Source organism: Ideonella alba (genome assembly GCF_018069845.1).
Classification (GTDB): domain Bacteria; phylum Pseudomonadota; class Gammaproteobacteria; order Burkholderiales; family Burkholderiaceae_C; genus Ideonella; species Ideonella alba.
In genome coordinates this window covers 20,576-43,022 of sequence record NZ_JAGQDD010000023.1, presented here as the reverse complement: position 1 = coordinate 43,022, position 22,447 = coordinate 20,576, and the positions used below count along the sequence as shown (strand labels likewise).

The 22,447-nt window shown below is 71.6% G+C and carries 27 protein-coding genes; all 27 read left to right on the top strand.

What is annotated here, in order from left to right; translation table 11 throughout:
• The first annotated feature begins 15 nt into the window (after positions 1-15).
• The 27 genes from hscA to KAK03_RS21515 all read left to right on the top strand — a co-directional run bounded on the left by hscA (position 16) and on the right by KAK03_RS21515 (position 22,428).
• The gene (gene hscA / locus KAK03_RS21645) at positions 16-1,965 is read left to right on the top strand and encodes a Fe-S protein assembly chaperone HscA (protein ID WP_210856759.1); all 1,950 of its coding nucleotides are present in this window, start codon (positions 16-18) and stop codon (positions 1,963-1,965) included.
• A gap of 3 nt (positions 1,966-1,968) precedes the next feature.
• Positions 1,969-2,313: a 2Fe-2S iron-sulfur cluster-binding protein gene (locus KAK03_RS21640; protein ID WP_210856758.1), complete on the top strand. Its 345-nt coding sequence runs from the start codon at positions 1,969-1,971 to the stop codon at positions 2,311-2,313.
• Positions 2,314-2,432: 119 nt separating this feature from the next.
• A complete protein-coding gene (locus tag KAK03_RS21635; RefSeq protein ID WP_210856757.1) occupies positions 2,433-3,905 on the top strand; it encodes a methyl-accepting chemotaxis protein in 1,473 nt (490 codons plus the stop codon).
• Positions 3,906-4,072: 167 nt separating this feature from the next.
• Positions 4,073-5,230: a homocitrate synthase gene (nifV, locus tag KAK03_RS21630; protein WP_210856756.1), complete on the top strand. Its 1,158-nt coding sequence runs from the start codon at positions 4,073-4,075 to the stop codon at positions 5,228-5,230.
• An 11-nt stretch (positions 5,231-5,241) separates the two neighbouring features.
• The gene (gene nifW / locus KAK03_RS21625) at positions 5,242-5,586 is read left to right on the top strand and encodes a nitrogenase stabilizing/protective protein NifW (RefSeq protein ID WP_210856755.1); all 345 of its coding nucleotides are present in this window, start codon (positions 5,242-5,244) and stop codon (positions 5,584-5,586) included.
• A gap of 24 nt (positions 5,587-5,610) precedes the next feature.
• Complete coding sequence (locus KAK03_RS21620) at positions 5,611-6,462, top strand: electron transfer flavoprotein subunit beta/FixA family protein (protein WP_210803849.1); 852 nt, start codon at positions 5,611-5,613, stop codon at positions 6,460-6,462.
• Between the two features lie 47 nt (positions 6,463-6,509).
• The gene (locus KAK03_RS21615) at positions 6,510-7,610 is read left to right on the top strand and encodes an electron transfer flavoprotein subunit alpha/FixB family protein (RefSeq protein ID WP_210803871.1); all 1,101 of its coding nucleotides are present in this window, start codon (positions 6,510-6,512) and stop codon (positions 7,608-7,610) included.
• A 125-nt stretch (positions 7,611-7,735) separates the two neighbouring features.
• Positions 7,736-9,043, top strand: coding sequence for an FAD-dependent oxidoreductase (locus KAK03_RS21610; protein ID WP_210803848.1), 1,308 nt, complete (start codon positions 7,736-7,738; stop codon positions 9,041-9,043).
• A 51-nt stretch (positions 9,044-9,094) separates the two neighbouring features.
• Positions 9,095-9,394 (top strand): ferredoxin family protein, encoded by a 300-nt coding sequence (locus KAK03_RS21605; RefSeq protein ID WP_210856785.1) that lies wholly within the window; start codon positions 9,095-9,097, stop codon positions 9,392-9,394.
• 94 nt (positions 9,395-9,488) lie between these two features.
• Positions 9,489-9,941 carry a ferritin family protein gene (locus tag KAK03_RS21600; protein WP_210856754.1) on the top strand — a complete coding sequence of 151 codons (453 nt, stop codon included), beginning with the start codon at positions 9,489-9,491 and terminating at the stop codon, positions 9,939-9,941.
• Positions 9,942-9,968: 27 nt separating this feature from the next.
• Positions 9,969-10,292, top strand: coding sequence for a (2Fe-2S) ferredoxin domain-containing protein (locus tag KAK03_RS21595; RefSeq protein ID WP_210856753.1), 324 nt, complete (start codon positions 9,969-9,971; stop codon positions 10,290-10,292).
• Between the two features lie 100 nt (positions 10,293-10,392).
• Positions 10,393-12,090: a nif-specific transcriptional activator NifA gene (gene nifA, locus KAK03_RS21590; protein ID WP_210856752.1), complete on the top strand. Its 1,698-nt coding sequence runs from the start codon at positions 10,393-10,395 to the stop codon at positions 12,088-12,090.
• 164 nt (positions 12,091-12,254) lie between these two features.
• A complete protein-coding gene (gene nifB, locus KAK03_RS21585; RefSeq protein ID WP_210803844.1) occupies positions 12,255-13,853 on the top strand; it encodes a nitrogenase cofactor biosynthesis protein NifB in 1,599 nt (532 codons plus the stop codon).
• A gap of 35 nt (positions 13,854-13,888) precedes the next feature.
• A complete protein-coding gene (locus KAK03_RS21580; protein WP_210803843.1) occupies positions 13,889-14,083 on the top strand; it encodes a 4Fe-4S binding protein in 195 nt (64 codons plus the stop codon).
• Positions 14,084-14,219: 136 nt separating this feature from the next.
• Positions 14,220-14,600: a HesB/IscA family protein gene (locus KAK03_RS21575; RefSeq protein ID WP_210803842.1), complete on the top strand. Its 381-nt coding sequence runs from the start codon at positions 14,220-14,222 to the stop codon at positions 14,598-14,600.
• Positions 14,601-14,611: 11 nt separating this feature from the next.
• Complete coding sequence (locus KAK03_RS21570) at positions 14,612-15,169, top strand: hypothetical protein (protein ID WP_210856751.1); 558 nt, start codon at positions 14,612-14,614, stop codon at positions 15,167-15,169.
• An 11-nt stretch (positions 15,170-15,180) separates the two neighbouring features.
• Positions 15,181-16,023: a 4Fe4S-binding leucine-rich repeat protein gene (locus KAK03_RS21565; protein WP_210803840.1), complete on the top strand. Its 843-nt coding sequence runs from the start codon at positions 15,181-15,183 to the stop codon at positions 16,021-16,023.
• A complete protein-coding gene (locus KAK03_RS21560; RefSeq protein ID WP_210803839.1) occupies positions 16,004-16,339 on the top strand; it encodes a nitrogen fixation protein NifZ in 336 nt (111 codons plus the stop codon). The genes KAK03_RS21565 and KAK03_RS21560 overlap by 20 nt, the downstream gene beginning before the upstream one ends.
• Positions 16,340-16,362: 23 nt before the next feature.
• Complete coding sequence (locus tag KAK03_RS21555; RefSeq protein WP_210803838.1) at positions 16,363-16,629, top strand: nitrogen fixation protein NifZ; 267 nt, start codon at positions 16,363-16,365, stop codon at positions 16,627-16,629.
• A 3-nt stretch (positions 16,630-16,632) separates the two neighbouring features.
• Positions 16,633-16,995, top strand: coding sequence for a DUF3024 domain-containing protein (locus KAK03_RS21550; protein WP_210856750.1), 363 nt, complete (start codon positions 16,633-16,635; stop codon positions 16,993-16,995).
• Positions 16,992-18,158: a cysteine desulfurase family protein gene (locus tag KAK03_RS21545; protein ID WP_210856749.1), complete on the top strand. Its 1,167-nt coding sequence runs from the start codon at positions 16,992-16,994 to the stop codon at positions 18,156-18,158. The genes KAK03_RS21550 and KAK03_RS21545 overlap by 4 nt, the downstream gene beginning before the upstream one ends.
• Before the next feature lie 19 nt (positions 18,159-18,177).
• A complete protein-coding gene (gene nifT, locus KAK03_RS21540) occupies positions 18,178-18,390 on the top strand; it encodes a putative nitrogen fixation protein NifT (protein ID WP_210856748.1) in 213 nt (70 codons plus the stop codon).
• Between the two features lies 1 nt (position 18,391).
• Positions 18,392-18,640, top strand: a complete 249-nt coding sequence (locus KAK03_RS21535; protein WP_210856747.1) for a hypothetical protein — start codon at positions 18,392-18,394, stop codon at positions 18,638-18,640.
• Position 18,641: 1 nt separating this feature from the next.
• Positions 18,642-19,922, top strand: a complete 1,281-nt coding sequence (locus KAK03_RS21530; protein ID WP_210856746.1) for a DegT/DnrJ/EryC1/StrS family aminotransferase — start codon at positions 18,642-18,644, stop codon at positions 19,920-19,922.
• Positions 19,923-20,084: 162 nt separating this feature from the next.
• Complete coding sequence (locus tag KAK03_RS21525) at positions 20,085-20,939, top strand: SIR2 family NAD-dependent protein deacylase (RefSeq protein ID WP_210856745.1); 855 nt, start codon at positions 20,085-20,087, stop codon at positions 20,937-20,939.
• A gap of 12 nt (positions 20,940-20,951) precedes the next feature.
• Positions 20,952-21,254 carry a 2Fe-2S iron-sulfur cluster-binding protein gene (locus tag KAK03_RS21520; RefSeq protein WP_210803831.1) on the top strand — a complete coding sequence of 101 codons (303 nt, stop codon included), beginning with the start codon at positions 20,952-20,954 and terminating at the stop codon, positions 21,252-21,254.
• Positions 21,255-21,267: 13 nt separating this feature from the next.
• Positions 21,268-22,428: a flavin monoamine oxidase family protein gene (locus tag KAK03_RS21515; RefSeq protein ID WP_210803830.1), complete on the top strand. Its 1,161-nt coding sequence runs from the start codon at positions 21,268-21,270 to the stop codon at positions 22,426-22,428.
• Positions 22,429-22,447 lie beyond the last annotated feature (19 nt).

The following is a 22,447-nucleotide window of genomic DNA, read 5'->3' as shown; positions in this document are numbered from 1 at the left end:
CTTCTGGAGCGATGAATGGCGCTGCTGCAGATTGCTGAACCCGGCCGGGCGGCGGCGCCGCACCAGCACCGGCTGGCGGTGGGCATCGACCTGGGCACCACCCACTCGCTGGTGGCCACGCTGCGCAGCGGCGTGCCGGTGGTGCTGGGCGATGAACACGGCCGGCTGCTGCTGCCCAGCGTCGTCCACTACGCGGCCGACGGCGCCGTCACCGTGGGCACCGACGCGCAGGCGCTGGCGGCGGAGGACCCGCTCAACACCATCGCCTCGGCCAAGCGCCTGATCGGCCGCGCGCCGGCCGACATCACGCCGGGCCTGGTGCCCTATGCGCTGGAGGCCCTGGGCCCCAGCGCGGTGGGCGTGCGCACCGTGGCCGGCGTGAAGAGCCCGGTGGCCGTGGGCGCCGAGGTGTTGCAGGCGCTGCGCCTGCGCGCCGAGGCGGCGCTGGGCGGCCCGCTGGTGGGCGCGGTGATCACCGTGCCCGCCTACTTCGACGACGCGCAGCGCCAGGCCACCAAGGACGCCGCGCGCGCCGCCGGCCTGAACGTGCTGCGCCTGCTCAACGAGCCCACCGCGGCGGCCGTGGCCTATGGCCTGGACACCGCCAGCGAGGGCGTCTACGTGGTCTACGACCTGGGCGGCGGCACCTTCGATGTCAGCGTGCTGCGCCTGTCCCGCGGCGTCTTCGAGGTGCTGTCCACCAACGGCGACCCGGTGCTGGGCGGCGACGATGTCGACCAGCTGCTGGTCGAGTGGTTCTGCGCCCTGGACCCGGCGATGGACTGGGGTCCGAACGATGCCAGCGCGCTGCGCACGGCGGCCCGCACCGCCAAGGAGGCCCTGTCCGAGCAGGCGCAGGTCACGATGCTGTGCCGCACCACCGCCGGCGAATCGCAGGGCGCACTGCTGACCCGCGAGCGCCTGAACGCGCTGGTGCAGCCGCTGATCGAGCGCACGCTGGGCCCGGTGCGGCGCGCGCTGCGCGACGCCGGCCTGAAGGCCCCCGACGTCGACGGCGTGGTGCTGGTGGGCGGCTCAACCCGGCTGCTGGCGGTGCGCCGCGCGGTCAGCGCCTTCTTCGGCCGCGAGCCCTACACCGGCATCGACCCCGACCAGGCGGTGGCGCTGGGCGCCGCCATCCAGGCCGACCAGCTGGCCGGCAACCGCGCCGCCGGCGACGATGGCCTGCTGCTGCTGGACGTGTGCCCGCTGTCGCTGGGCCTGGAAACCATGGGCGGCCTGGTCGAGAAGATCATCCCGCGCAACTCCACCGTGCCCACCGCGCGGGCGCAGGAGTTCACCACCTTCAAGGACGGCCAGACCGCGATGGCGCTGCACGTGGTGCAGGGCGAGCGCGAGCTGGTCAGCGAGTGCCGCAGCCTGGCGCGCTTCACGCTGCGCGGCATCCCGCCGATGGTGGCCGGCGCGGCGCGCATCCGCGTGACCTTCCAGATCGATGCCGACGGCCTGCTCAGCGTGACCGCGCAGGAGCAGACCAGCGGTGTGCAGGCCCATGTCGAGGTCAAGCCCAGCCACGGCCTGGCCAACGAGGCGGTGGCCGGCATGCTGCAGTCGGCGATCGCCAGTGCCGAGTCCGATGCCGCCGCGCGCCTGCTGCGCGAGGCCGAGGTCGAGGCACGCCGCCTGCTGGATGCGGTGGACGCCGCGCTGCACGCCGACGCCCACCTGCTGTGGCCGCGCGAGCAGTTCGCCATCCTGCGCGCGATGCAGGACGTGGCCGACGGGCTGGAGCAGTGCGCCGCCGGTGAGGGCGGCCATGCGGACGAGCGCAAGGCCCTGCGCGAGACCCTGCGCCAGGCCACCGAGGGCCTGAACCAGGCCACCACCGCCTTCGCCGGCCGGCGCATGGACGCCCGGGTGCGCGAGGCACTGGCCGGCCAGCGCCTGGACACGCTGGCCAGTGCGGTGGCTGCCGCCCCCGCGCCTTCGCACGTGTCGGCCTGAGCCATGAGCGCGCCCGTGCTGATCACCGTGCTGCCGCACGCCGTGCTGTGCCCGCAGGGTGCCCGCATCGAGGCCCAGCCGGGCGCCAGTCTGGTGGATGCGCTGCTGGCGCACGGCATTGCGATCGAGCATGCCTGCGAGAAGGTCGGCGCCTGCGCCACCTGCCATGTGCATGTGCGCAGCGGCGGTGCCTCGCTGAAAACGCCTGGCCCCGATGAGGAAGACCAGCTGGACGAGGCCTGGGGCCTGGACGCCCAGTCGCGCCTGGCCTGCTGCGTGACCCTGCGCGAGGCACCGCTGACGATCGAGCTGCCGCGCTATACCAAGAATCACGCGCGCGAACGCTGAGCGCCGCGCCGGATCAGCGGCACGGGAGCCGGTCTGTTCCAGCGTTCATCGGCGCGCCGGCTGGCCACACTCGCCGGTGTTGCCCCGGTGATCGCCGGGGCCCTGTCCGACTGCCCACGATGAACGCTGTCCCTCGCTTGTCGACCCTGCGGCTGGGCGCCACCTCGCCCTGGCTGCCGGCCACCCTGGTGCTGAGCGCCGCGCTGCTGCCCTGGCTGAGCGCCGCGGCGCTGCCCGCGGCGACGCTGCTGCTCGTGGCGGCGCTGGCGCTGGCCGCGTGGCAGCAGCGCCGCCAGCGTGCCGCGCTGGCCGATCTGCATGCCGCGATGGAGCGCGTGGCCGCGGGCGACCTGACCCATACGCTGGACGCCCAGGCGGTGCGTGGCGGCCTGGGCCCGATGGGCGAGCGCCTGGAGGCCATGCAGCGCGCCTGGTCGCGCCTGGTGGCCAACATCCGCAGCGAGGCCGAGCTGGCCGCGCTGGCGGGTGAGCGCTTGTCGGCCGACGCCCGCGCGCTGTCGCAGCGCACCGAGGAACAGGCCGCCACGCTGGAGCAGACCAGCGCCAGCGTCAGCGAGCTGACCGGCAGCGTGCAGCGCAACGCGGCCGCGGCCGGCGAGGCCGACCAGCTGGCCAGCGGCGTGCGCCACAACGCCGAGCGGGGCATTGGCGCGGTGCAGCAGGCGGTGGAGGCCGTCTCGCGCATCGAGCAACGCTCGCAGCAGATGAGCCAGATCATTGGCGTCATCGACGGCATCGCCTTCCAGACCAACATCCTGGCCCTGAACGCCGCGGTCGAGGCCGCCCGCGCCGGCGAGACCGGCCGCGGCTTCGCCGTCGTCGCCACCGAGGTGCGCACGCTGGCCGGCCGCACCGCCAGCGCCGCGGCCGAGGTGCGCCAGCTGATCCAGGCCTCGGCCGGTGAGGTGGGCGCCGGCGTGCAGCGCATCCGCGAGGTCGACCAGCTGCTGGGCGAGATGGCCGAGGGCGTGCGCCAGGTGGCCGACCGGGTGCGCGAGGTGGCCACCTCCACCGCGCGGCAGAGCCACAGCGTGGGCGAGATCGCCCAGGCCGTGGGCGGCATCGAGCAGCTGACCCAGCGCAACATGATCATGGTCGACAACTCGGTCGGCGCGGCCGAGCAGCTGCGCCAGCAGGCCGCGAACCTCAAGCAGGGCGTGCTGACGATGCGCCTGCGCCAGGGCTGTGCCGACGAGGCACGCGCGCTGTGCGAGCGCGCCGTGGCCGCCTTGCGCAGCGACGGCCTGTCGCGCGCGGTGCAGCGCTTTCACGACAAGGCCGGCGGCTTCATCGACCGCGACCTGTTCGTCATCGTGCTGGACCGCCAGGGCCACTTCCGTGCCTTCGGCGCCGACCCCAGCAAGGCGAACAAGCCGGCGGTGCTGCCCCCGGGCGTCGACGTGCAGGCCGTGGTGCAGCAGACGCTGGCGATCGCCGACCAGGGCGGGGGCTGGCTGGAGTTCCGCTCCTGGCACCCGGTCACCCGCACGCCGGTGGACAAGATGGCCTTCGTGATGCCCTGGGAGGACGTGGCGGTGATGGTCTCGGCCAACCGCTCCGACGGCGGCTGACCGCCCCACGGGCTGCGCGCCGCCTGTGCGCAACCCGACAATTCCCACAGCACCGACGGCAGGCCGCCGTTCGGGGCTTTTTCTTTGCAAATCAATGACTTGAGTGGTCGGTCCGGGATGGCACAGCGCTTGCGAAGTCCTGCCCACAGCCCCGCAAGGACCGCCCCATGCGCGCCGACCCCACCTGGCCCTTCACCGTCAACGACACCACGCTGCGCGATGGCGAGCAGACCGCCGGTGTGGCCTTCACCGCCGACGAGAAGCTGGCCATCGCCCGGGCACTGGATGCGGCCGGCGTGCCCGAGCTGGAGATCGGCGTGCCAGCGATGGGGGCCGAGGAGTGCGCGCTGATCCGCGCCATCACCGGCCTGGGCCTGCGCGCCCGCACCATGGTCTGGGCGCGCATGCACGGCACCGACCTGCAGGACGCGCTGGCCTGCGGCGCCGACATCGTCCACCTGTCGGTGCCGGTGTCTGACCTGCAGATCGAGCGCAAGCTGCAGCGCGACCGCGCCTGGGTGCTGGACACCCTGACCCGCCACGTGCTGGCGGCGCTGGACGCCGGTGCCACCGTCAGCGTGGGCTTTGAGGATGCCTCGCGCGCCGAGAGCGGCTTCCTGCGCCGCTGCGCCGCCGCCGCCCAATGGGCCGGCGCGTCGCGGGTGCGCTATGCCGACACGCTGGGCATCCTGGATCCCTTCGAGACCTGGCAGCGCATCAGCGAGCTGCGCGCCGAGGTCGACATCGCGATCGAGATGCACGCCCACGACGACCTGGGTCTGGCCACCGCCAACACCCTGGCCGCCTGGCGCGCCGGCGCCACCCACGCCAGCACCACCGTCAACGGCCTGGGCGAGCGCGCCGGCAATGCCGCGCTGGAAGAGGTGGTGATGGCGATGCGCCACCTGCACGGCGTGGAGTGCGGCGTCGACACACGGGCGCTGCCGGCGCTGTCGCGCCTGGTGGCCCAGGCCGCCGGCCGGCCGGTGGCCGTGGGCAAGGCGATCGTCGGCGAGGGCGTCTTCAGCCACGAGTCCGGCATCCATGTGGACGGCCTGCTGAAGGACGCCCGCAACTACCAGGGCTTCGACCCCGCTGAGCTGGGCCGCGGCCACACCACCGTGCTGGGCAAGCACAGCGGCACGCATGCGCTGCGCGCCGTCTGCGACAGCCTGGGCCTGCCGCTGGGCGACGCCCAGGCACCCGTGCTGCTGGCCGCGGTGCGCCGGCATGTGCTGGCCACCAAGTGCTCGCCCCGACCTGACGAGCTGCGACGTCTGCACCGCGAGTTGTTCGCCCGCTTCCCCACCCCGCTGGCCGCCTGAAGGACCACGCCATGAACGACCTGACCACCCGCCTGAAGGCGCTGTCCAGCGCCAACGAGTTCCTGGAGTTCTTCGGGATCACCTACGACGAGCACGTGGTGAACGTGAACCGCCTGCACATCCTCAAGCGCTTCTACCAGTACCTGCGCCAGGCCGACGGCCTGGCCGGCCTGGACGAGGTGGCGATGTTCACCCGCTACCGCGAGCTGCTGACCCGCGCCTACCAGGACTTCACCGCCTCCAACGCTGCCACCGAGAAGGTCTTCAAGGTCTTCCAGGACGCTGGCGGCACCCAGCACGTGCAGGTCAGCCGCCTGCGTGACAGCCTGGCCGAGCGGCGCACCGCGCGCGCCTGACCCCCTCACCGCAGGAGTCCTTCCATGCACATCGTCGTCTGCATCAAGCAGGTCCCGGACTCGGCGCAGATCCGCGTCCACCCGGTGACCAACACCATCATGCGCCAGGGCGTGCCGGCCATCGTCAACCCCTACGACCTGTTCGCGCTGGAAGAGGCGCTGCGGCTGAAGGACCAGTTCGGCGGCCGCGTCACCGTGCTGTGCATGGGCCCGCCGCAGGCCGAGGAGGCGCTGCGCAAGTGCATCAGCTTCGGCGCCACCGACGCCATCCTGATCACCGACCGCGCCTTCGCCGGCGCCGACACGCTGGCCACCTCCTACGCGCTGTACTCCGCCATCAAGAAGATCGGCGAGGAGCAGGCGGTGGACCTGGTCTTCACCGGCAAGCAGACGATCGACGGCGACACCGCCCAGGTCGGCCCCGGCATCGCCAAGCGCCTGGGCTGGAACCTGCTGACCTATGTCAGCAAGATCAACGAGGTCGACCTCGACGGCCGCACCCTGACGGTGGAACGCCGGGCCGAAGGCGGCGTGCAGCGCCTGCAGACCACGCTGCCCAGCCTCATCACCATGCTGGAGGGCACGAACACGATGCGCTTCGCCACCATGGACGACATGCTGCGCGCCGGCCGTTGCCAGATCCGCAAGTGGAACAAGGACGACGCCGGCATCGAGGACATCGCCAAGATCGGCCTCAAGGGCAGCCCCACCATCGTCAGCAAGGTGTTTGCCCCCAAGGCGCGCAGCGTGCGCGCCGAGATGCAGGAAGTGGGCGACGGCACCAGCGTCAACGACGTCTGCCTGAACCTGCTGCAGAAGATCTTCACCACCCACCCGACGCTCGAGCAAGAGACCGTCGATCGCCTGTCCGCCTGAGGAGCCACGCCATGAGTGACGCCGCCAAACCCGCGAATGCTCCCCAGATGGCCGCCGCCGCGGCCGCTGGTGCCGCCCGGACCGCCGGCCGCAGTGGCCGCAGCACCGAACTGCCCGAGCACCTGAAGGTCTACAAGGGCGTCTGGGTGTTCATCGAACACGACCGCGGCCAGGTGCACAGCGTCAGCTGGGAGCTGATGGGCGAGGCCCGCAAGCTGGCCGACAAGCTGGGCGTGGACGTCAGCGGCGTGCTGCTCGGCGGCCCGGCCGACAAGCTGGAGGACTACGCCAAGGAAGCCTACACCTACGGCGCCGACCACTGCTACATCATGCGCGACACGGTGCTGCAGGGCTACCGCAACGAGCCCTTCACCAAGGGCCTGACCGACCTGGTCAACACCCACCAGCCCGAGATCCTGCTGCTGGGCGCCACCACCATGGGCCGCGACCTGGCCGGCTCGGTGGCCACGACGCTGGGCACCGGCCTGACCGCTGACTGCACCGAGCTGAACATCGACGGCCGCGCGCTGGCCGCGACCCGCCCGACCTTCGGCGGCAGCCTGCTGTGCACCATCATGACCCTGGCCTATCGGCCGCAGATGGCCACCATGCGCCCGCGCACCGCGCCCATGCCGCCGCGTGACGAGAGCCGCACCGGCGACATCATCACGATGCCGCTCGGCATGATCGAGACCGACATCGTCACCAAGCTGCTGGGCTTCATCCCCGACGCCACCAGCAACAACATCAACCTGGCCTATGCCGACATCATCGTCACCGCCGGCAAAGGGCTGAAGAACGCCGACAACTGCAAGCTGGTGTGGGACCTGGCCCGCGTGCTGGGCGCCGAGGTGGGCGCCACCCGCGCCGTCACCCAGGCCGGCTGGATGGAGGCCGAGCGGCAGGTGGGCCAGACCGGCAAGACCGTGCGCCCCAAGCTCTACATCGCCGCCGGCGTCTCGGGGGCGATCCAGCACCGGGTGGGCATGGAGGCCTCCGACGTGATCGTGGCCATCAACACCGACCCCAACGCCCCGATCTTCGACTTTGCCCACCACGGCATCGTCGGCAACGCGATGCAGGTGCTGCCGGTGCTGACAGCCGCCTTCCGTTCCCACCTCGACAAGCGCATCCGCAAGGTCGCTTGAACACCAGGAGCCATGATGAACGACATCACGACATCGACGTGGCGGGCCGAGCGCCGGGCCGCTCCCAAGCCGGCCCGCATCCCCTTGGGGGATCGGGCGACGTACCCGTCGGACGAGGGGCTGTCATGAGCAAAGAGAAGTTCGACGCGATCGTGGTCGGTGCCGGCCCTTCGGGCAATGCCGCGGCCTACACGATGGCCAAGGCGGGTCTGAAGGTGCTGCAGATCGAGCGCGGCGAATACCCCGGCAGCAAGAACGTGCAGGGCGCGATCCTGTACAGCAATGCGCTGGAACAGATCATCCCGGACTTCCGCGAGGACGCGCCGCTGGAGCGCCACATCATCGAACAGCGCATGTGGATGATGGACGACGAGAGCTTCGTCGGCACCCACTACCGCAGCGACGACTACAACAAGCCGCCGTACAACCGCTACACCATCATCCGGGCGCAGTTCGACAAGTGGTTCTCGTCCAAGGTCCGCGAGGCGGGTGCGCTGCTGATCTGCGAGACCACGGTGGAGGAGCTGCTGCTCGACGGCGAGCAGGTCATCGGCGTGCGCTGTGACCGCCTGGGCGGCGAGGTCTATGCCGACGTGGTGGTGCTGGCCGACGGCGTCAACAGCACGCTGGCGCGCAAGGCCGGCTTCCATGGCGAGCTGGACGCAGGCAACGTGGCCCTGGCGGTCAAGGAAATCCTCTTCCTGCCCGAAGAAGTGATCCAGGCGCGCTTCAACGTCAAGGACGAAGAGGGCGTGGTCATCGAGCTGATGGGCAAGGTGACCGAGGGCATGGTGGGCACCGGCTTCCTCTACACCAACAAGGAGTCGCTGACCATCGGCGTGGGCTGCATGCTCAGCGACTTCAAGGCCAACCCCCAGCGCACCAGCCCCTACACGCTGCTGGAGAAGCTCAAGAAGCACCCCAGCATCGCCCCGCTGATCGAAGGCGGCGAGATGAAGGAGTACTGTGCCCACCTGATCCCGGAAGGCGGCTTCAACGCCGTGCCGCGCATCTATGGCGCGGGCTGGCTGATCGTGGGCGACTCGGGCGGCTTCGTCAACGCCGCCCACCGCGAAGGCTCCAACCTGGCCATGACCAGCGGCCGCCTGGCCGGCGAGACGGTCATCGCCCTGAAGGCCGCCGGCCAGGAACCCTCGGCCGCCCGCCTGAAGCTCTACAAGGACAAGATGGACGAGTCCTTCGTCATGAAGGACCTGAAGAAGTACCGCAAGCTGCCCGAGGTGCTGCACAGCAGTCCGCAGTTCTTCACCGCTTACCCCGAGCTGGTCAACCGCGCCGCCAAGACCTTCTTCACCGTCGACGGTGTGGACAAGCACTCCAAGGAAAAGGAAATCCTGGGCAGCTTCCGCAGCAAGCGCAGCCTGACCGGCCTGATGGGCGATGCCTTCAAGCTCTGGCGTGCCTCGCGCTGAGCGCGCCAGCCGCTGCTGCACACCCTTTGCCCGCCCTCGCCCGAAGGAGCCATCATGAGCCTCGTCGTCAACGTCGAAGAAAAGCTCTTCCAGAACCGCTACAAGGTCGACCACGGCCGCCCGCATATCCAGATCAGGAAGCCCGAGGTCTGCGCCAACGACTGCAAGGACCAGAGCTGCACCTTCGTCTGCCCGGCCAGCTGCTACAAGGCCGAGGGCAACCGTTCGGTGACGCTGATCACCGACGGCTGCCTGGAGTGCGGCAGCTGCCGGGTGATCTGCACCGAGCACGCCAACGTCGCGTGGGAGTACCCGCGTGGCGGGCACGGCATCCTCTTCAAGTTTGGGTGAGGCCGGACGTGAGACCGTCCCTGCGGACGGTCGAACGCCTGCCGAACCGGCCGAGCTCTGCGAGGCCGTGGATAGACCTCACGATGAAGCACCCATGAATGTCGAGACCTTCCTGGCCCACGCGATCCAGCTGGAGCGCGAAGCCGCCCGCCGCTACGAGGAGCTCTCCGCCGCACTGGCGACGGAGGGCAATGCCGACCTCAAGGCCTTCTTCGCGCTGATGGCCAAATACTCGCGCCTGCACCTGGCCGACGCGATGGCCCGCGGGGGCTTTCGCGAGATCCCGGTGATCGCGCCGCAGGACTTCCAGTGGCCCGACGGCGTCTCGCCCGAGGTGGCCGACTGGGCCGGCGTCGACGCGCTGCTGGACGCGCCCGCGGCGCTGGCGCTGGCCATGGACAGCGAGCGCCGCGGCCATGCCTGGTACGCCGCGGTGGCCGCCAGCACGATCGACCCCGAGCTGCGTGCGCTGGCCGCCGAGTTCGCCGAGGAAGAGGCCGACCACCTGCGCCAGCTGCAGGCGCTGATCGCCGCCCACGTCGCCTGACCGTTCTTTCCACCGATTCATCACGCCATGCCCCAGCCGACCCGCCACGTTTTCGTCTGCAGCCAGCAGCGCCCGCCCGGCCATCCGCGCGGCAGCTGCGCCGCCCAGGGCGCCAGCCCGCTGCTGCAGGCCTTCTGGGCCGAAGTGCAGAAGCGCCAGTGCTACGACCAGGTGGCGGTCACCTACTCCGGCTGCCTCGGCCCCTGCGACGGTGGCCCCAACGTGCTGGTCTACCCCGAAGGCGTGCTGTACCAGGGCGTCACAGTGGCCGACATCGGCGAGCTCTTCGACAGCCACCTGCTGGGTGGCACCCCGGTGGCGCGGCTGCGCGCACCGGCCACGGTCTGGTGAGCGCGCGCCACCGGCGCGCTTCTTGCACTGAACCGCCTCCAACCGGGTCGCCGCGGCGGATGCACCGTCTCGGCGCGCCCCCGGACACAGGAGGTGCACCGTGATCAGCCGCATCGCACAGGAGCGCTCCCATCTGGAGCTCTCCACCATCTATGAAGTGTGTCGCATCCTGGGCGACTCGCTCGACCTGCAGCGCACCTTCCGCGCCGCGCTGAACACCCTGGCCGCCCAGCTGGGTCTGCTGCGCGCGATGGTGGTGCTGCCGGTCAGCGAAGACGGCCAGCTGCGCGTGCACAGCGCCGTCGGGCTGACCCGCGACGAGATGGAACGCGGCCAGTGGCAGCCGGGCGAGGGCGTAATCGGCCGGGTGCACTTCTCCGGCCTGCCGGTGGTGGTGACGAACGTCGAGGACAGCGACGAGTTCATCGACCGCACCGGCGCCTTCGGTCCCCAGGAAGGCAAGCGCCTGTCCTTCATCGTGGTGCCGCTGCGCACCGGCGCGGATCACAACGCCGTGGGTGTGCTGGCGGCGCAGCGCGAGCTGCAGGGCGTGGCCCGGCTGTCCGACGACCAGCGCTTCCTGACCATGGTGGCCACGCTGCTGGCGCAGTCGGTGGCGCTGCACCATTCGGTCAGCGCCGAGCACCAGCGCCTGCAGCAGGAGACCACCCGGTTGCAGAAGGCGCTGACCGCGGACATCCCGCGCCGGCGTTCGCTGGACAACGTGGTGGGCCAGAGCCGGCAGATGCAGCGCGTCTTCGCCGAGGTGCACCAGGCCGCGCCCTCGCGCGCCACCGTGCTGCTGCGCGGCGAATCGGGCACCGGCAAGGAAGAGATCGCGCGTGCCATCCACTTCCTCAGCCCGCGCAAGGAAGCGCCCTTCATCAAGGTCAACTGCGCGGCGCTGACCGAATCGCTGCTGGAGTCCGAGCTGTTCGGCCACGAGAAAGGCGCCTTCACCGGCGCGGTGGGCGAGCGCAAGGGCCGCTTCGAGCTGGCGCATGGCGGCACGCTCTTCCTGGACGAGGTGGGCGACATCTCGGCCGGCTTCCAGGCCAAGCTGCTGCGGGTGCTGCAGGAGCGCGAGTTCGAGCGCGTCGGCGGCAGCCGGCCGGTGAAGGTGGACGTGCGCCTGATCTGCGCCACCAACCGCGACCTCGAGCGCATGGTCCAGCGTGGCGAGTACCGCGCCGACCTGTACTACCGCATCAACGTGGTCAGCATCTTCCTGCCGCCGCTGCGGGAGCGGCGCGAGGACATCCCGCCGCTGGTGGCCCATTTCCTGGACCGCTACAACAAGGAGAACCGGCGCAACGTCAAGGTCACGCCCGAGGCCATGCAGGTGCTCACCAACTGCTACTGGCCGGGCAATGTGCGCGAGCTGCAGAACTGCATCGAGCGCACTGCCACGATGGTGGAGGGCGGCTCGATCAACGGCCTGGCCTTCCCCTGCCGCTCCAACCGCTGCCTCACCCAGACCCTGCACCACATCGACAAGGCCGATGCGGTGGCGCCGGCGGTGGTCCACTTCGCCGGCCGGGTCAACGGCCACAGCAGCCCCTTGCCCGACGACGACGAGGTGCTGACCATCGGCCCGGCCGAACGCCTGGCCGAGTCGGGCGCGGTGCCGCCGCGCCACTTCGGCCCCGAGGCCCCGGCCGGCGAGCGTGATCGCCTGGTCTGGGCGATGGAGCAGTGCGGCTGGGTGCAGGCCAAGGCCGCACGGCTGCTGAAGGTCACGCCGCGCCAACTGGGCTATGCGCTGCAGAAGCACCGCATCGAGGTGCGCAAGCTGTGAGCGCCGCCCGGCGCTGACGTCGACAAGGCCGCCGGCGGGCGGCCTTGTCGCTTTTGTCGTGACCGGCACAGCCGACGCGCCAATCCAAGTGCTTGATTTTTCAGTGTTTTCTGACTGGCACGGCTCTCGCAATAGGGGACTCAACCCACGACCGCGAGGTGCCCATGTCTGCCAACGCCGCCTTCGTCTCGATCGCCGACCTGAAGAAAGGTCGCAGCGCCATCAGTGAGGTCATCGAGACCGGTGGCGGCTGCTCCACCACCGGCGGCGAGGGCAAGGCCAGCTGCGGCTCCTCGGCCGGTGCCGATGACATGCCGCCCGAGATCTGGGAGAAGGTCAAGAACCACCCCTGCTACTCGGAAGAGGCCCACCACCACTTCGCCCGCATGCATGTGGCGGTGGCCCCGGCCTGCAACATCCAGTGCAACTACTGCAACCGCAAGTACGACTGCAGCAATGAATCGCGCCCCGGCGTGGTCAGCCAGAAGCTGACGCCCGACCAGGCGGTGAAGAAGGTGCTGGCGGTGGCCAGCGAGATTCCGCAGATGACGGTGCTGGGCATCGCCGGCCCGGGTGATTCGCTGGCCAACCCGAAGAAGACCTTCGACACCATGCGCCAGCTCGCCGAGCAGGCGCCCGACATCAAGCTGTGCCTGTCGACCAACGGCCTGGCGCTGCCGGACATGGTCGATGAGATCTGCAAGTACAACATCGACCACGTCACGATCACGATCAACATGGTCGACCCGGCGGTGGGCGAGAAGATCTATCCCTGGATCTTCTACAACCACAAGCGCTACACCGGCGTCGAGGCGGCGAAGATCCTGCACGAGCGCCAGATGCTGGGCCTGGAGATGCTGACCGCGCGCGGCGTGCTCACCAAGATCAACTCGGTGCTGATTCCCGGCATCAACGACGAGCACCTGATCGAGGTGAACCGCGAGGTCAAGAAGCGCGGCGCCTTCCTGCACAACATCATGCCGCTGATCTCCGAGCCCGAGCACGGCACGGTGTTCGGCCTGACCGGCCAGCGCGGCCCCACCGCGCAGGAGCTCAAGGCGGTGCAGGACGCCTGCATGGGTGGCGCCAACCTGATGCGCCACTGCCGCCAGTGCCGCGCGGATGCGGTGGGCCTGCTGGGTGAAGACCGCTCGGAGGAATTCACGCTCGACAAGATCGAGGCGATGGACATCCACTACGACCTGGATAAGCGCCGCGCCTACCAGCAGAAGGTCGAGGCCGAGCGCCAGGCCCAGCACCAGGCCAAGGTCGATGCGCTCGATGCCGCGCTGGACGCCGCCCTGATCGCCGGCCAGGAGGACCTGAAGGTGCTGGTGGCGGTGGCCACCGAGGGCCATGGCCGCGTCAACCAGCACTTCGGCCACGCCACCGAGTTCCAGATCTTCGAGGTCAGCCGCAAGGAGGCGCTCTTTGTGGGCCACCGCCGCGTGGACCTGTACTGCCAGGGCGGCTATGGCGAAGACGAGCAGTTGCCCAGCATCGTCGGCGCCATCAACGACTGCCATGCGGTGCTGGTCTCGAAGATCGGCGCCTGCCCGCGTGACGAGCTGACGGCCGCCGGCATCGAGCCGGTCGACCAGTACGCGCACGAGTTCATCGAGAAGGCCGCGCTGAGCTGGTTCACCGACTACTGCGGCCGCGTGGCCGCCGGCCAGATCACCCACCAGGCGCGCGGCGATGCGCGCATCCGCCAGGGCGCGTTCACCGGCGCTGCCGGCGACGCGGCCGAACTCGCCGCCTGATGGCCCTTTCCCCGACCCCGCCAGGAGAACTCACCATGGCCCTGAAGATCATTGCCTCGATGTGCACCGGCTGCTCCGCCTGCGAGCCCGAATGCCCCAACGTTGCCATCCGCGAAAAGGGCGGCACCTTCATCATCGACCCGGCCAAGTGCACCGAGTGCGAAGGCCAGTTCGACGCGCCGCAGTGCGTGTCGGTCTGCCCCGTCGACGGCTGCATCAAGAAGGTCTGACCACCCCCCCGAAGCGCCTGCGGCGCCTCCCCCCCAGGGGGGCCGCGTCTGTGGACCGGCAAAGCCGGATCCACGTCGCGACTGGGTTCGGTCGGCTGACTGCCCAGGCCCTTTTGTTCTGCACATGGAGACTGGAATGATTCTTCCCAATGTGACCGTCACGCCGGCTGCGGCGAAGTTCATGCGCCGCATGGTGCGCTTCTCGTCGCACCCGGCTGGCGGCTTCCGGCTGACGGTCACGCCGGGCGGCTGCTCGGGCTATGCGTCGGAATTCACCGTGGCCGAGTCGCCGGCCGCGGGTGATGCCGAGATGGTGTTCGGCGACGTGCGGGTCTTCCTGCCGGCCGAGAGCCGCCTGGTGCTCGACGGCGTCACGGTCGATTTCGCCGAGACGCCCACCTCGTCGGGCCTGACCTTCTTCAACCCCTCGGCCGGGCCCTGCGCCTGCAGCAGTTCCAGCGACGCCGCGCCGCCCGCGGCCGCCACGGTGCCGCTGTCCTCGCTGAAGCGCCACTGACGGAGCCGGTGGTGGACGCCAGCGGCTTCGACGATGCGGTGCTGGGCCGCGGCCTGCCCGGCGCGGCCGAGGCGGCGCTGGCCGAGGCCGGTCGGCTGCGCGCCGACCCGCCCGCCGCGATGGCTGCGCTGATGCGTGCGCAGGCCTTGGCCCCGGGCCACCCGGCGGTGCTGATCGCGCTGTACCGCCACCACTTCTACGGCCACCGCCTGTCGCTGGCGCGCGATGTGGCGCGTCGTGCGCTGCTGGTGGGGGCGCAGGCGCTGGGCCTGCCCGCGGCCTGGCGCGAGGTGCCGCGCCAGCCGCTGCCCGGCGCCCAGGACGACGCGGTCACCCGCTTCTACCTGTTCACGCTCAAGGGCTATGCCTACCTGAGCCTGCGGCTGGACGACCCGGTCGAGGCGCGCGACGCGCTGGCGCTGCTGCGCCACCTGGACCCGGACGACCGGGTCGGCGGCGCGCTGGTCGAGGCGGTGCGCCAGCGCGCGCTGGTCGGCGAGGACCCGGACGACGCTGGCGCGCCGCCAGTGACCGGCGCGGCGGCCTGGGCCCGCCTGGCCCCGGCCTGAGGACAGGGACGATGGACAGCGCCGTCGCCACCCGCTCGCCACTGGCGCTGCGCGTGCGTGCGCCCGCCGGCGACATCCCGGTGCTGGACTGGCAAGGCCAGGCGCTGGACTGTGCCCACTGCCCGCACGCGGCGCTGCGCCGAAGCGGCGCCTGCGAGCCTGGCCACAGCTGCATGCAGGACGCCTACGCGCGCCGCATCGACCGCTTCTTCCGGGCCCATCCCACGCTGGCCGACCGCCACCTGGCGCATCCGTACTTCGAGGTGCGGGCGATCGCCGCGCGCCATGTCGATGTCTTCCAGCTGGCCCGGCTGCGCGACGATCCCGACGAGACCGTGCGCCTGCAGGTGGCGCTGCGCCTGCCGCTGCGCCAGCTGGCCGCGATGGTGGCCGATCCCCACCGCGAGGTGCGCATCCGCGTCGCGCAGCGCCTGGACCCCTCGGCCCTGAGCGCCCTGGTGGACGACCCCGACTACGAGGTCCGCAGCGCCGTGGCACGTCGTCTGCCGCCGGCGCTGCTGCCGCTGCTGGCCCGTGACCCTGACGAGCAGGTGCGCCGCGTGGTGGCCGAGCGGCTGGAGATGCCGACCCTGTGGCGCCTGGCGAACGATGCGTCGCCCCGGGTGCGCCACACCGTGGCCCAGCGCGCGCCGGTGGACCTGCTGGTGTCATTCAGCGAAGACCCCGACTGGTCGGTGCGCTGGGTGCTGGCCGACCGCCTGGACGAGCGCCGCCACCGCGGCCTGCTGCAGGAGCTGGCGGCCGATGAGGACGCCGAGGTGCGCTGCCGCGCCCGCGAGCGGCTGCAGGGATTGCAACCACTGGAGGCCCTTCATGGCGGACATCGCGCGTGACGACGACACGGTCGAGCTGGCCCATCCGCCCCGCTACGCGATGGGCGAGCGGGTGGCCAGCCGCAGCGTGATCCGCAACGACGGCACCTACCCCGGCAAGGCGATTGGCGACGTGCTGGTCGAGCGCGGCGACATCGGCTACGTGCGCTCGATCGGCACCTTCCTGCAGCAGTTCTACATCTACGCGGTGGAGTTCCCGGCCAGCGGCCACCAGGTGGGCATGCGGGCCAAGGAGCTGTGCACGCTGGACCACCTGCCCGACGAGGTGCTGGCGCGCCTGGGCGCGCGGGCCGACTCCCTGCGCGCGCTGCGCTGAACCGTTCCGACAGGAGAGCTCTGATGATCGAACCCCGCGCCCCGATCTACGCCTGGGGACAGCCCGTGCGCGCCACGGTCGACCTGTTCAACGACGGCAGCTACCCGGATGTCGACGAGGGCGCGCTGCTGGTGCGCGCCGGCAGCCTGGGCGAGGTGGTCCAGGTCGGCCACCATGCCGAGGCCAATCTGCCGGTCTACATGGTCGAGTTCGGCCGCACGGTGGTGGGCTGCCTCGAGGAAGAGCTCGAGCGCGCCGCGCCGGCCACCGCCGCGGTGTCCGAGGCCTGAGCCATGGCCGCCGGGCAGCTCCAGCCCCCTGCCGGCCGCTTCGAGCCGGCGGCGGTCTATGTGCTCGACCGCGCGCGCATCGAGGTCGCGCTGGAAGCCCGGCACCGCTACAAGTACGTGCAGCCGCAGGTCCAGCCCGGGCCGGGCGGCGTGGGCTGGCAGGTGCTCAGCCCCAACTGCTCGCGCAGCGTGGACCCGCTGGGCGGCATCATCGAGATCGCCTGGCTGCAACCGGTGGCGGGCCAGTGGCACCTGCACGCGCACGACCACCGTCGGCGCGCCTGGGTCTTCAAGCTGCGCGCCGCGACGCTGGCCGAGGCACTCGCACGGCTGGTCGACGACCCGCTGAAGGAGTTCTGGCAATGAGCGTGGCGTCGCCGGTCTACCTGGACCACAACGCCACCACCGCGCCGGCCCCGGAGGCGGTCGAGGCGATGCTGCAGGCGCTGCGCCAGGACTGGGCCAATCCCTCGTCGATGCATGCGCCCGGCCAGGCGGCGCGCCAGCGGCTGGGGGCCGCGCGCGCGGCGCTGGCGCGGGTGATCGGCTGCCAGCCGGCCGAGCTGGTCTTCACCAGCGGCGCCACCGAGTCCAACCACGCGGCGGTGCTGGGCGCGCTGGCGCGAGGTCGGTCGCTGGGCCGCACGCGGCTGCTGCTCTCCGCAGTCGAGCACCCCGGCCTGCTGGGCCTGGCTGAACGCTTGCGCGCGCAGGGCACGCCGGTCGATCTGCTGCCGGTGGATGCGCGGGGGGTGGTGGATGTCGACGCTGCCGCCCGCCTGATCGGGCCCGACGTGGCGCTGCTGTCGGTGATGGCCGCCAACAACGAGACCGGCGTGTGCATGCCGCTGCAGGCCCTGTCGGTGCTGGCGCGCGCGCACGGCGTGCCCTTCCATGTGGATGCCACGCAGGCGCTGGGCAAGTGCACGCTGCGTTTTGACGCCAGCGGGGCCGACCTGTGGTCGGTCTCGGCCCACAAGCTGCACGGCCCCAAGGGGGTGGGTGCGCTGGTGATTCGCAAGGGCCTGGATTGGCCGCCGCTGATCGGTGGCCGGCAGGAGCGCCACCGGCGCGGTGGCACCGAGAACGCGCCCGGCATTGCCGGCTTCGCCGCCGCCGCCACCCGCGTGGCCGCCACGCTGGAGGCGGATCTGCCGCGCATCCAGGGCCTGCGCGACCGCCTGGCGCAGGGGCTGCGCCAGCGCGTGCCGGCGCTGGTGGTCTTCGGTGAGGGCGCACCGCGCCTGCCCAACACGCTGGGCCTGCGCTTCGGCACGCTGGACGCCGAGCGCTTGCTACATGCGCTGGAGCGCGAGGGCATCGTCGCCAGCAGCGGCGCGGCGTGCGCGGCGGGCGGCACCGAGCCCTCCGCCGTGCTGCTGGCCATGGGCTGCACGCCGCACGAGGCGCGCGCCGGCATCCGCTTCTCGCTGGGCCGCGACACCACCGACACCGACATCGCCCGCACGCTGGCCGCCGTTGAGCGCGCCATCGTGCCGCTGCTGGCCGAGCTGGCCGCCGCCGCCTGAACACCTCCTGGAGAACCCCATGAAAGTCATGATCCGCAAGACCTCCACCGGCGCGTTGTCGGCCTATGTCGCCAAGAAGGACCTGGAGGAGCCCATCGTCTCGCAGGAGAAGCCGGGCCTGTGGGGTGGCACGGTGACGCTGGGCAACGACTGGGTGCTGGCCCTGCCCGAGATGCCCGATGGCACCGCGCTGCCGATCACGGTCGAGGCGCGCCGCCTCAGTGGTGACTGAGATGGCCACCGTTGACGAGGCCCTGAGCCTGGCCGAGGCCCAGCCCACGGTGCGCGAGGCCGCGGCCGTGCTGCGCCAGCAGCTGGCACCGCTGCGGGTGATGGTGGTGGACGCCTTCGACATGCGCGGCGAGGCGCCGCTGGCCCAGGGTGCGCGCCGCGCGCTGTGGGGTGCGGCCAGTGATGGCCACTGCTGGAGCGTCAGCCACGATCCCGGCGCGCTGGCCGGCCTCTACCTGGCGGATGTCTGAGATGGACGCCGCCCTTCACACGGCCGCCGTCAGGACGGTCGCCGGCGCCGCCGCCGAGGGGCCCGATGCCGACGAGGCCCTGATCGGCCCCGACGGCCTGGTGGCCGGCGAGACGCCGCAGACCGACGAACTGCTCGGCGACGACTGGATCCCGCTGTCCGACCCCGACTTCTCCGAGCTGGAGCAGACCCTGGTGCAGACCGCGCTGGGCGGCTCGCGCCTGAGCGCCGGGCCGATGGTCGAGCGCTTCGAGCGCGCCTTTGCCGACTGGCTGGGGCGGCGCCATGCGGTGGCGGTGGCCAGCGGCACGCTGGGCACCTGGCTGGCGCTGCGGGCGCTGGGCATCGGGCCGGGCGACGAGGTGATCTGCTCGCCGCATGGCTGGCACCAGGTGGCGCAGGCCATCACGCTGGCCGGCGCGACGCCGGTGTTCTCGGAGATCCACTACTGGACCGGCTGCCTGGATGCCGCGCGCGCCGAGGCGCGCATCACGCCGCGCACCCGCGCCCTGCTGGCGGGCAACGTCAACGGCCATCCGGCCGCCTGGGACGCGCTGCGCGCGCTGGCCGAGCGCCACGGCCTGCGCCTGATCGAGGACTCGACCGAAGCCATCGGTTCGCGCTACCGCGGCCGCCCGGTGGGCCGCTTCGGCGACCTGGCGGTGTTCGACTTCTCGCAACCCTCGGCGCTGTGCTGCGGCGAGGGCGCGATGGTGGTGACCGACGACGACCGCCTGGCGATCGAGCTGCGCTACCTGCGCCAGCGCTCGATCAAGGACCGCAACGCGGTGGCGGTGGGTGCACGCGTGCCGCTGCAGGCGGCGATGGGCGAACTGGGCGCGGCGCTGGGCGTGGCGCAGCTGGCGCGCATCGACGGCCTGCTCGAGCGGCGCCAGGCGGTGGAGCGCAGCTACCGGCAGCACACCAACAGCTTCGAGGGCATCAAGCCACCCTACATCGGCGAGGGCGTCGACGTCGTGCACTGGATGGTCTGGGTGGTGCACCTGGGCACCCGCTTCACGGCCAGCGCGCGCAAGCAGATCGTCGAGGACCTGGCCGCCGAGCACATCGAGGCCGCGCCCTACTGCAAGCCGCTGCACCAGCAGTTCTTCTACCAGCAGCAGGGCTGGCAGCGCGGGGACCTGCCGCTGGCCGAACGCATCGGCGACCGCGCGCTGGCCCTGCCTTTCCATGCCCACCTGGACGACGACGAGGTGAAGTTCATCGTCGCCACACTGCAGGACACCGCCACCAACATCGGCGCGGGTGCCGCGATCTATTAGTGCCCCCAGGCTCGCTGATTGGTGCCCCCAGGCTCGCTGGCGCTCGCCACCCCCCGAGGGGGCTCTGGCAGCGGACCGGCGAAGCCGGATCCGCGCCAGGGACTGGATGGGGTCGCGGTGCTGGTCGAGCGAAGTCAGTACACGAGAGCGAGGTTGATCGATATGAGCTTTGACACACTGGAACATCTGCCCGAGGCCGTGGGCGAGGGCCTGGCCGGCGGCACGCTGGCGCCGTATCTGGGGCCGGCGATGCTGGGGTTGGTCGAGAACCCGCCGGTGCCGGCCGAGCCGCTGGCGCTGGCGGCGCTGCTGACCGCGCGCAACAGCGTGCCGGGCAAGATCAGGAACCGGCTGACGCAGGCGGCGCAGTTCATCGAGAACTTCAAGCACCGCAAGACCCTGGTGGCCGGCATGGACGCGGCGTTCACCGCGCAGCCGCTGCCCAGCGCGCTGCACCGCTGGCTGGCGGCTCTGCGCAGCCCGCTGATCGTGGCGGGCTGGTACGACGACACGATGCGCACGGCGCTGGTCGATGCCGCTGCCTCCTTCGCCGAGGTGCAGGGCCTGTCGCAGAGCGAGCACTTCGGCACCTGGTGCGGCTGGTACGGCGCTGACGGCGCTGCGCTGGCCGACGAGCCGGTGGACGTGCGCACGGTGTTCTACAAACCCTGGGGCGGCCACGCGCCGGCGTCCAACTACCTGGTCAGCGACTCGGACTACGTCGAGGTGCTGACCGAGATCGACATCCAGACGCCGATCCCGGCCCTGGTGCAGCAGCGCCGCGCCAGCCTGGGATTCGTCTTCCTGGGCTGCCGCTTCAACGACCAGCTGCCGCGCAGCTTCGCGCGCCAGATCATGAAGCGCTCGGCCGGCCCGCACTACGCGGTGCTGCCCGACGAGCCCACCCGCATGGAGGCCCGCTTCCTGGAGGAGCAGGGCATCACCCGCATCGCGCTGCCGCTGGCCGACGTGGCCGCGCAGCTCACCGGCCGCACGCCGGCTTTCATCGAACCTTGAAGGAGTCTTGAGATGACCACGCTCACCGTCCTGCCCGCGGGCACCACGGTCGAATTCGCCGCCGGCGCCAACCTGCTGCAGACCCTGATCAACGCCGGCCTGCAGCTGGCCGGCCAATGCGGCGGCAACGCCAGCTGCGGCGGCTGCCACCTGTTCGTCACCGAAGGCCGCAAGACCATCAGCCGGCTGACCCCGGCCGAGAACGCCAAGCTCGACACCCTGGTCGGCGTGGGCAGCAAGAGCCGCCTGGCCTGTCAGGTCACGCTGGGCAGCGAGCCGGTGACGGTGGAGTTGCTGGGCGCGCTGTCGGGTTGAGCGGCACCGGGCCATGATCGACGTCCTGGTCGTCGGGGGCGGTGTCTGCGGCCTGGCACTGGCCCAGGGCCTGCAGGCGCGCGGCCTGGACTGGCAGCTGCTTGAGGCGCGCCCGCGCCTGGGCGGCCGGGTGCTGACGCGCCTGCCCTCGGCCGGTCCGGCGCTGGACCTGGGTCCCACCTGGTTCTGGCCGGCCAGTCAGCCGGCGATCACCCAGGTGGTGCGCCAGCTGGGCCTGCCCACGCTGCCGCAGCCCGACGACGGCTGGCTGCAGTGGCTGGACGATCCCGCCCAGGGCCCGCGCCGCCAGGCCATGGCGCTGGGCGCCGATGGCCAGCCCGCGCCGGCCGATCAGCCCCAGCCCGGCGCGCTGCATGGCGGCGCGCAGCGCCTGGTCGATGGCATGGCGGCCCTGGTGACCGCGCTGGCCGGCCTGCTGCCGCGTGAGCGCCTGCACCTGGGCAGCACGCTGCTGTCGCTGGACGACGCGGCCGACCATGTCCGCGCCACCGTGATGCAGGGCGGACAGCGCCACGTCTGGTCCGCCCGCCAGGTGGTGCTGGCGCTGCCGCCGCGCCTGGTGGCGCAGGACATCGTCTGCACGCCCGCACTGCCGCCGCCGGTGAGCCAGGCCCTGGCCGACACGCCCACCTGGATGGCCACCGCCGCCAAGGCCGCGCTCGCCGCGCCCACCGGACGGCCCGCGCCATGGCGCCAGTCCGGCGGCTGCGGCAACGCCTGGGTGCCGCATGCGCAGGCGGTGCTGGCCGAGGTCTTCGACGCCGGCGTGTCCGGCGACGGCGACGCCCTGGCCGGCTTCATCGCGCTGCCGGCGGCCGAGCGCCCGCGCTTCGCGGCCAGCCTGGCCCTGCTGCTGGACAGCCAGGTGGAGCAGCTGTGGGGCGCCGGCGCCGGTGACGGTGAATGGCACCACCACGACTGGGCGCAGGAGCCGCTGACCTGCAGCCAGCGCGACCTGGCCGACGAGGCCCACGCCGGCCCCGCCTGGTCCAGCGAGTGGCTGCGCCAGCCGCTGTGGGAGGGCCGTCTGCTGCTGGGCGGCAGCGAAACCGCCCGGCGCCATGCCGGCCACCTGGAAGGCGCGCTGCAGGCCGCGGCGCGGCTGAAGCAACAGGTCGACACGCTGTGGGCCGCCAAGGGGCCGGCACACTGAGGCGCTGAGCAGGCGCGCC

Bases quoted from the DNA above. Each gene is read 5' to 3' on its own strand.
- hscA (WP_210856759.1), top strand. From the start codon at position 16: ATGGCGCTGCTGCAGATTGCTGAACCCGGCCGGGCGGCGGCGCCGCAC.
- KAK03_RS21640 (WP_210856758.1), top strand. From the start codon at position 1,969: ATGAGCGCGCCCGTGCTGATCACCGTGCTGCCGCACGCCGTGCTGTGC.
- KAK03_RS21635 (WP_210856757.1), top strand. From the start codon at position 2,433: ATGAACGCTGTCCCTCGCTTGTCGACCCTGCGGCTGGGCGCCACCTCG.
- nifV (WP_210856756.1), top strand. From the start codon at position 4,073: ATGCGCGCCGACCCCACCTGGCCCTTCACCGTCAACGACACCACGCTG.
- nifW (WP_210856755.1), top strand. From the start codon at position 5,242: ATGAACGACCTGACCACCCGCCTGAAGGCGCTGTCCAGCGCCAACGAG.
- KAK03_RS21620 (WP_210803849.1), top strand. From the start codon at position 5,611: ATGCACATCGTCGTCTGCATCAAGCAGGTCCCGGACTCGGCGCAGATC.
- KAK03_RS21615 (WP_210803871.1), top strand. From the start codon at position 6,510: ATGGCCGCCGCCGCGGCCGCTGGTGCCGCCCGGACCGCCGGCCGCAGT.
- KAK03_RS21610 (WP_210803848.1), top strand. From the start codon at position 7,736: ATGAGCAAAGAGAAGTTCGACGCGATCGTGGTCGGTGCCGGCCCTTCG.
- KAK03_RS21600 (WP_210856754.1), top strand. From the start codon at position 9,489: ATGAATGTCGAGACCTTCCTGGCCCACGCGATCCAGCTGGAGCGCGAA.
- KAK03_RS21595 (WP_210856753.1), top strand. From the start codon at position 9,969: ATGCCCCAGCCGACCCGCCACGTTTTCGTCTGCAGCCAGCAGCGCCCG.
- nifB (WP_210803844.1), top strand. From the start codon at position 12,255: ATGTCTGCCAACGCCGCCTTCGTCTCGATCGCCGACCTGAAGAAAGGT.
- KAK03_RS21580 (WP_210803843.1), top strand. From the start codon at position 13,889: ATGGCCCTGAAGATCATTGCCTCGATGTGCACCGGCTGCTCCGCCTGC.
- KAK03_RS21575 (WP_210803842.1), top strand. From the start codon at position 14,220: ATGATTCTTCCCAATGTGACCGTCACGCCGGCTGCGGCGAAGTTCATG.
- KAK03_RS21565 (WP_210803840.1), top strand. From the start codon at position 15,181: ATGGACAGCGCCGTCGCCACCCGCTCGCCACTGGCGCTGCGCGTGCGT.
- KAK03_RS21560 (WP_210803839.1), top strand. From the start codon at position 16,004: ATGGCGGACATCGCGCGTGACGACGACACGGTCGAGCTGGCCCATCCG.
- KAK03_RS21555 (WP_210803838.1), top strand. From the start codon at position 16,363: ATGATCGAACCCCGCGCCCCGATCTACGCCTGGGGACAGCCCGTGCGC.
- KAK03_RS21550 (WP_210856750.1), top strand. From the start codon at position 16,633: ATGGCCGCCGGGCAGCTCCAGCCCCCTGCCGGCCGCTTCGAGCCGGCG.
- KAK03_RS21545 (WP_210856749.1), top strand. From the start codon at position 16,992: ATGAGCGTGGCGTCGCCGGTCTACCTGGACCACAACGCCACCACCGCG.
- nifT (WP_210856748.1), top strand. From the start codon at position 18,178: ATGAAAGTCATGATCCGCAAGACCTCCACCGGCGCGTTGTCGGCCTAT.
- KAK03_RS21535 (WP_210856747.1), top strand. From the start codon at position 18,392: ATGGCCACCGTTGACGAGGCCCTGAGCCTGGCCGAGGCCCAGCCCACG.
- KAK03_RS21530 (WP_210856746.1), top strand. From the start codon at position 18,642: ATGGACGCCGCCCTTCACACGGCCGCCGTCAGGACGGTCGCCGGCGCC.
- KAK03_RS21525 (WP_210856745.1), top strand. From the start codon at position 20,085: ATGAGCTTTGACACACTGGAACATCTGCCCGAGGCCGTGGGCGAGGGC.
- KAK03_RS21520 (WP_210803831.1), top strand. From the start codon at position 20,952: ATGACCACGCTCACCGTCCTGCCCGCGGGCACCACGGTCGAATTCGCC.
- KAK03_RS21515 (WP_210803830.1), top strand. From the start codon at position 21,268: ATGATCGACGTCCTGGTCGTCGGGGGCGGTGTCTGCGGCCTGGCACTG.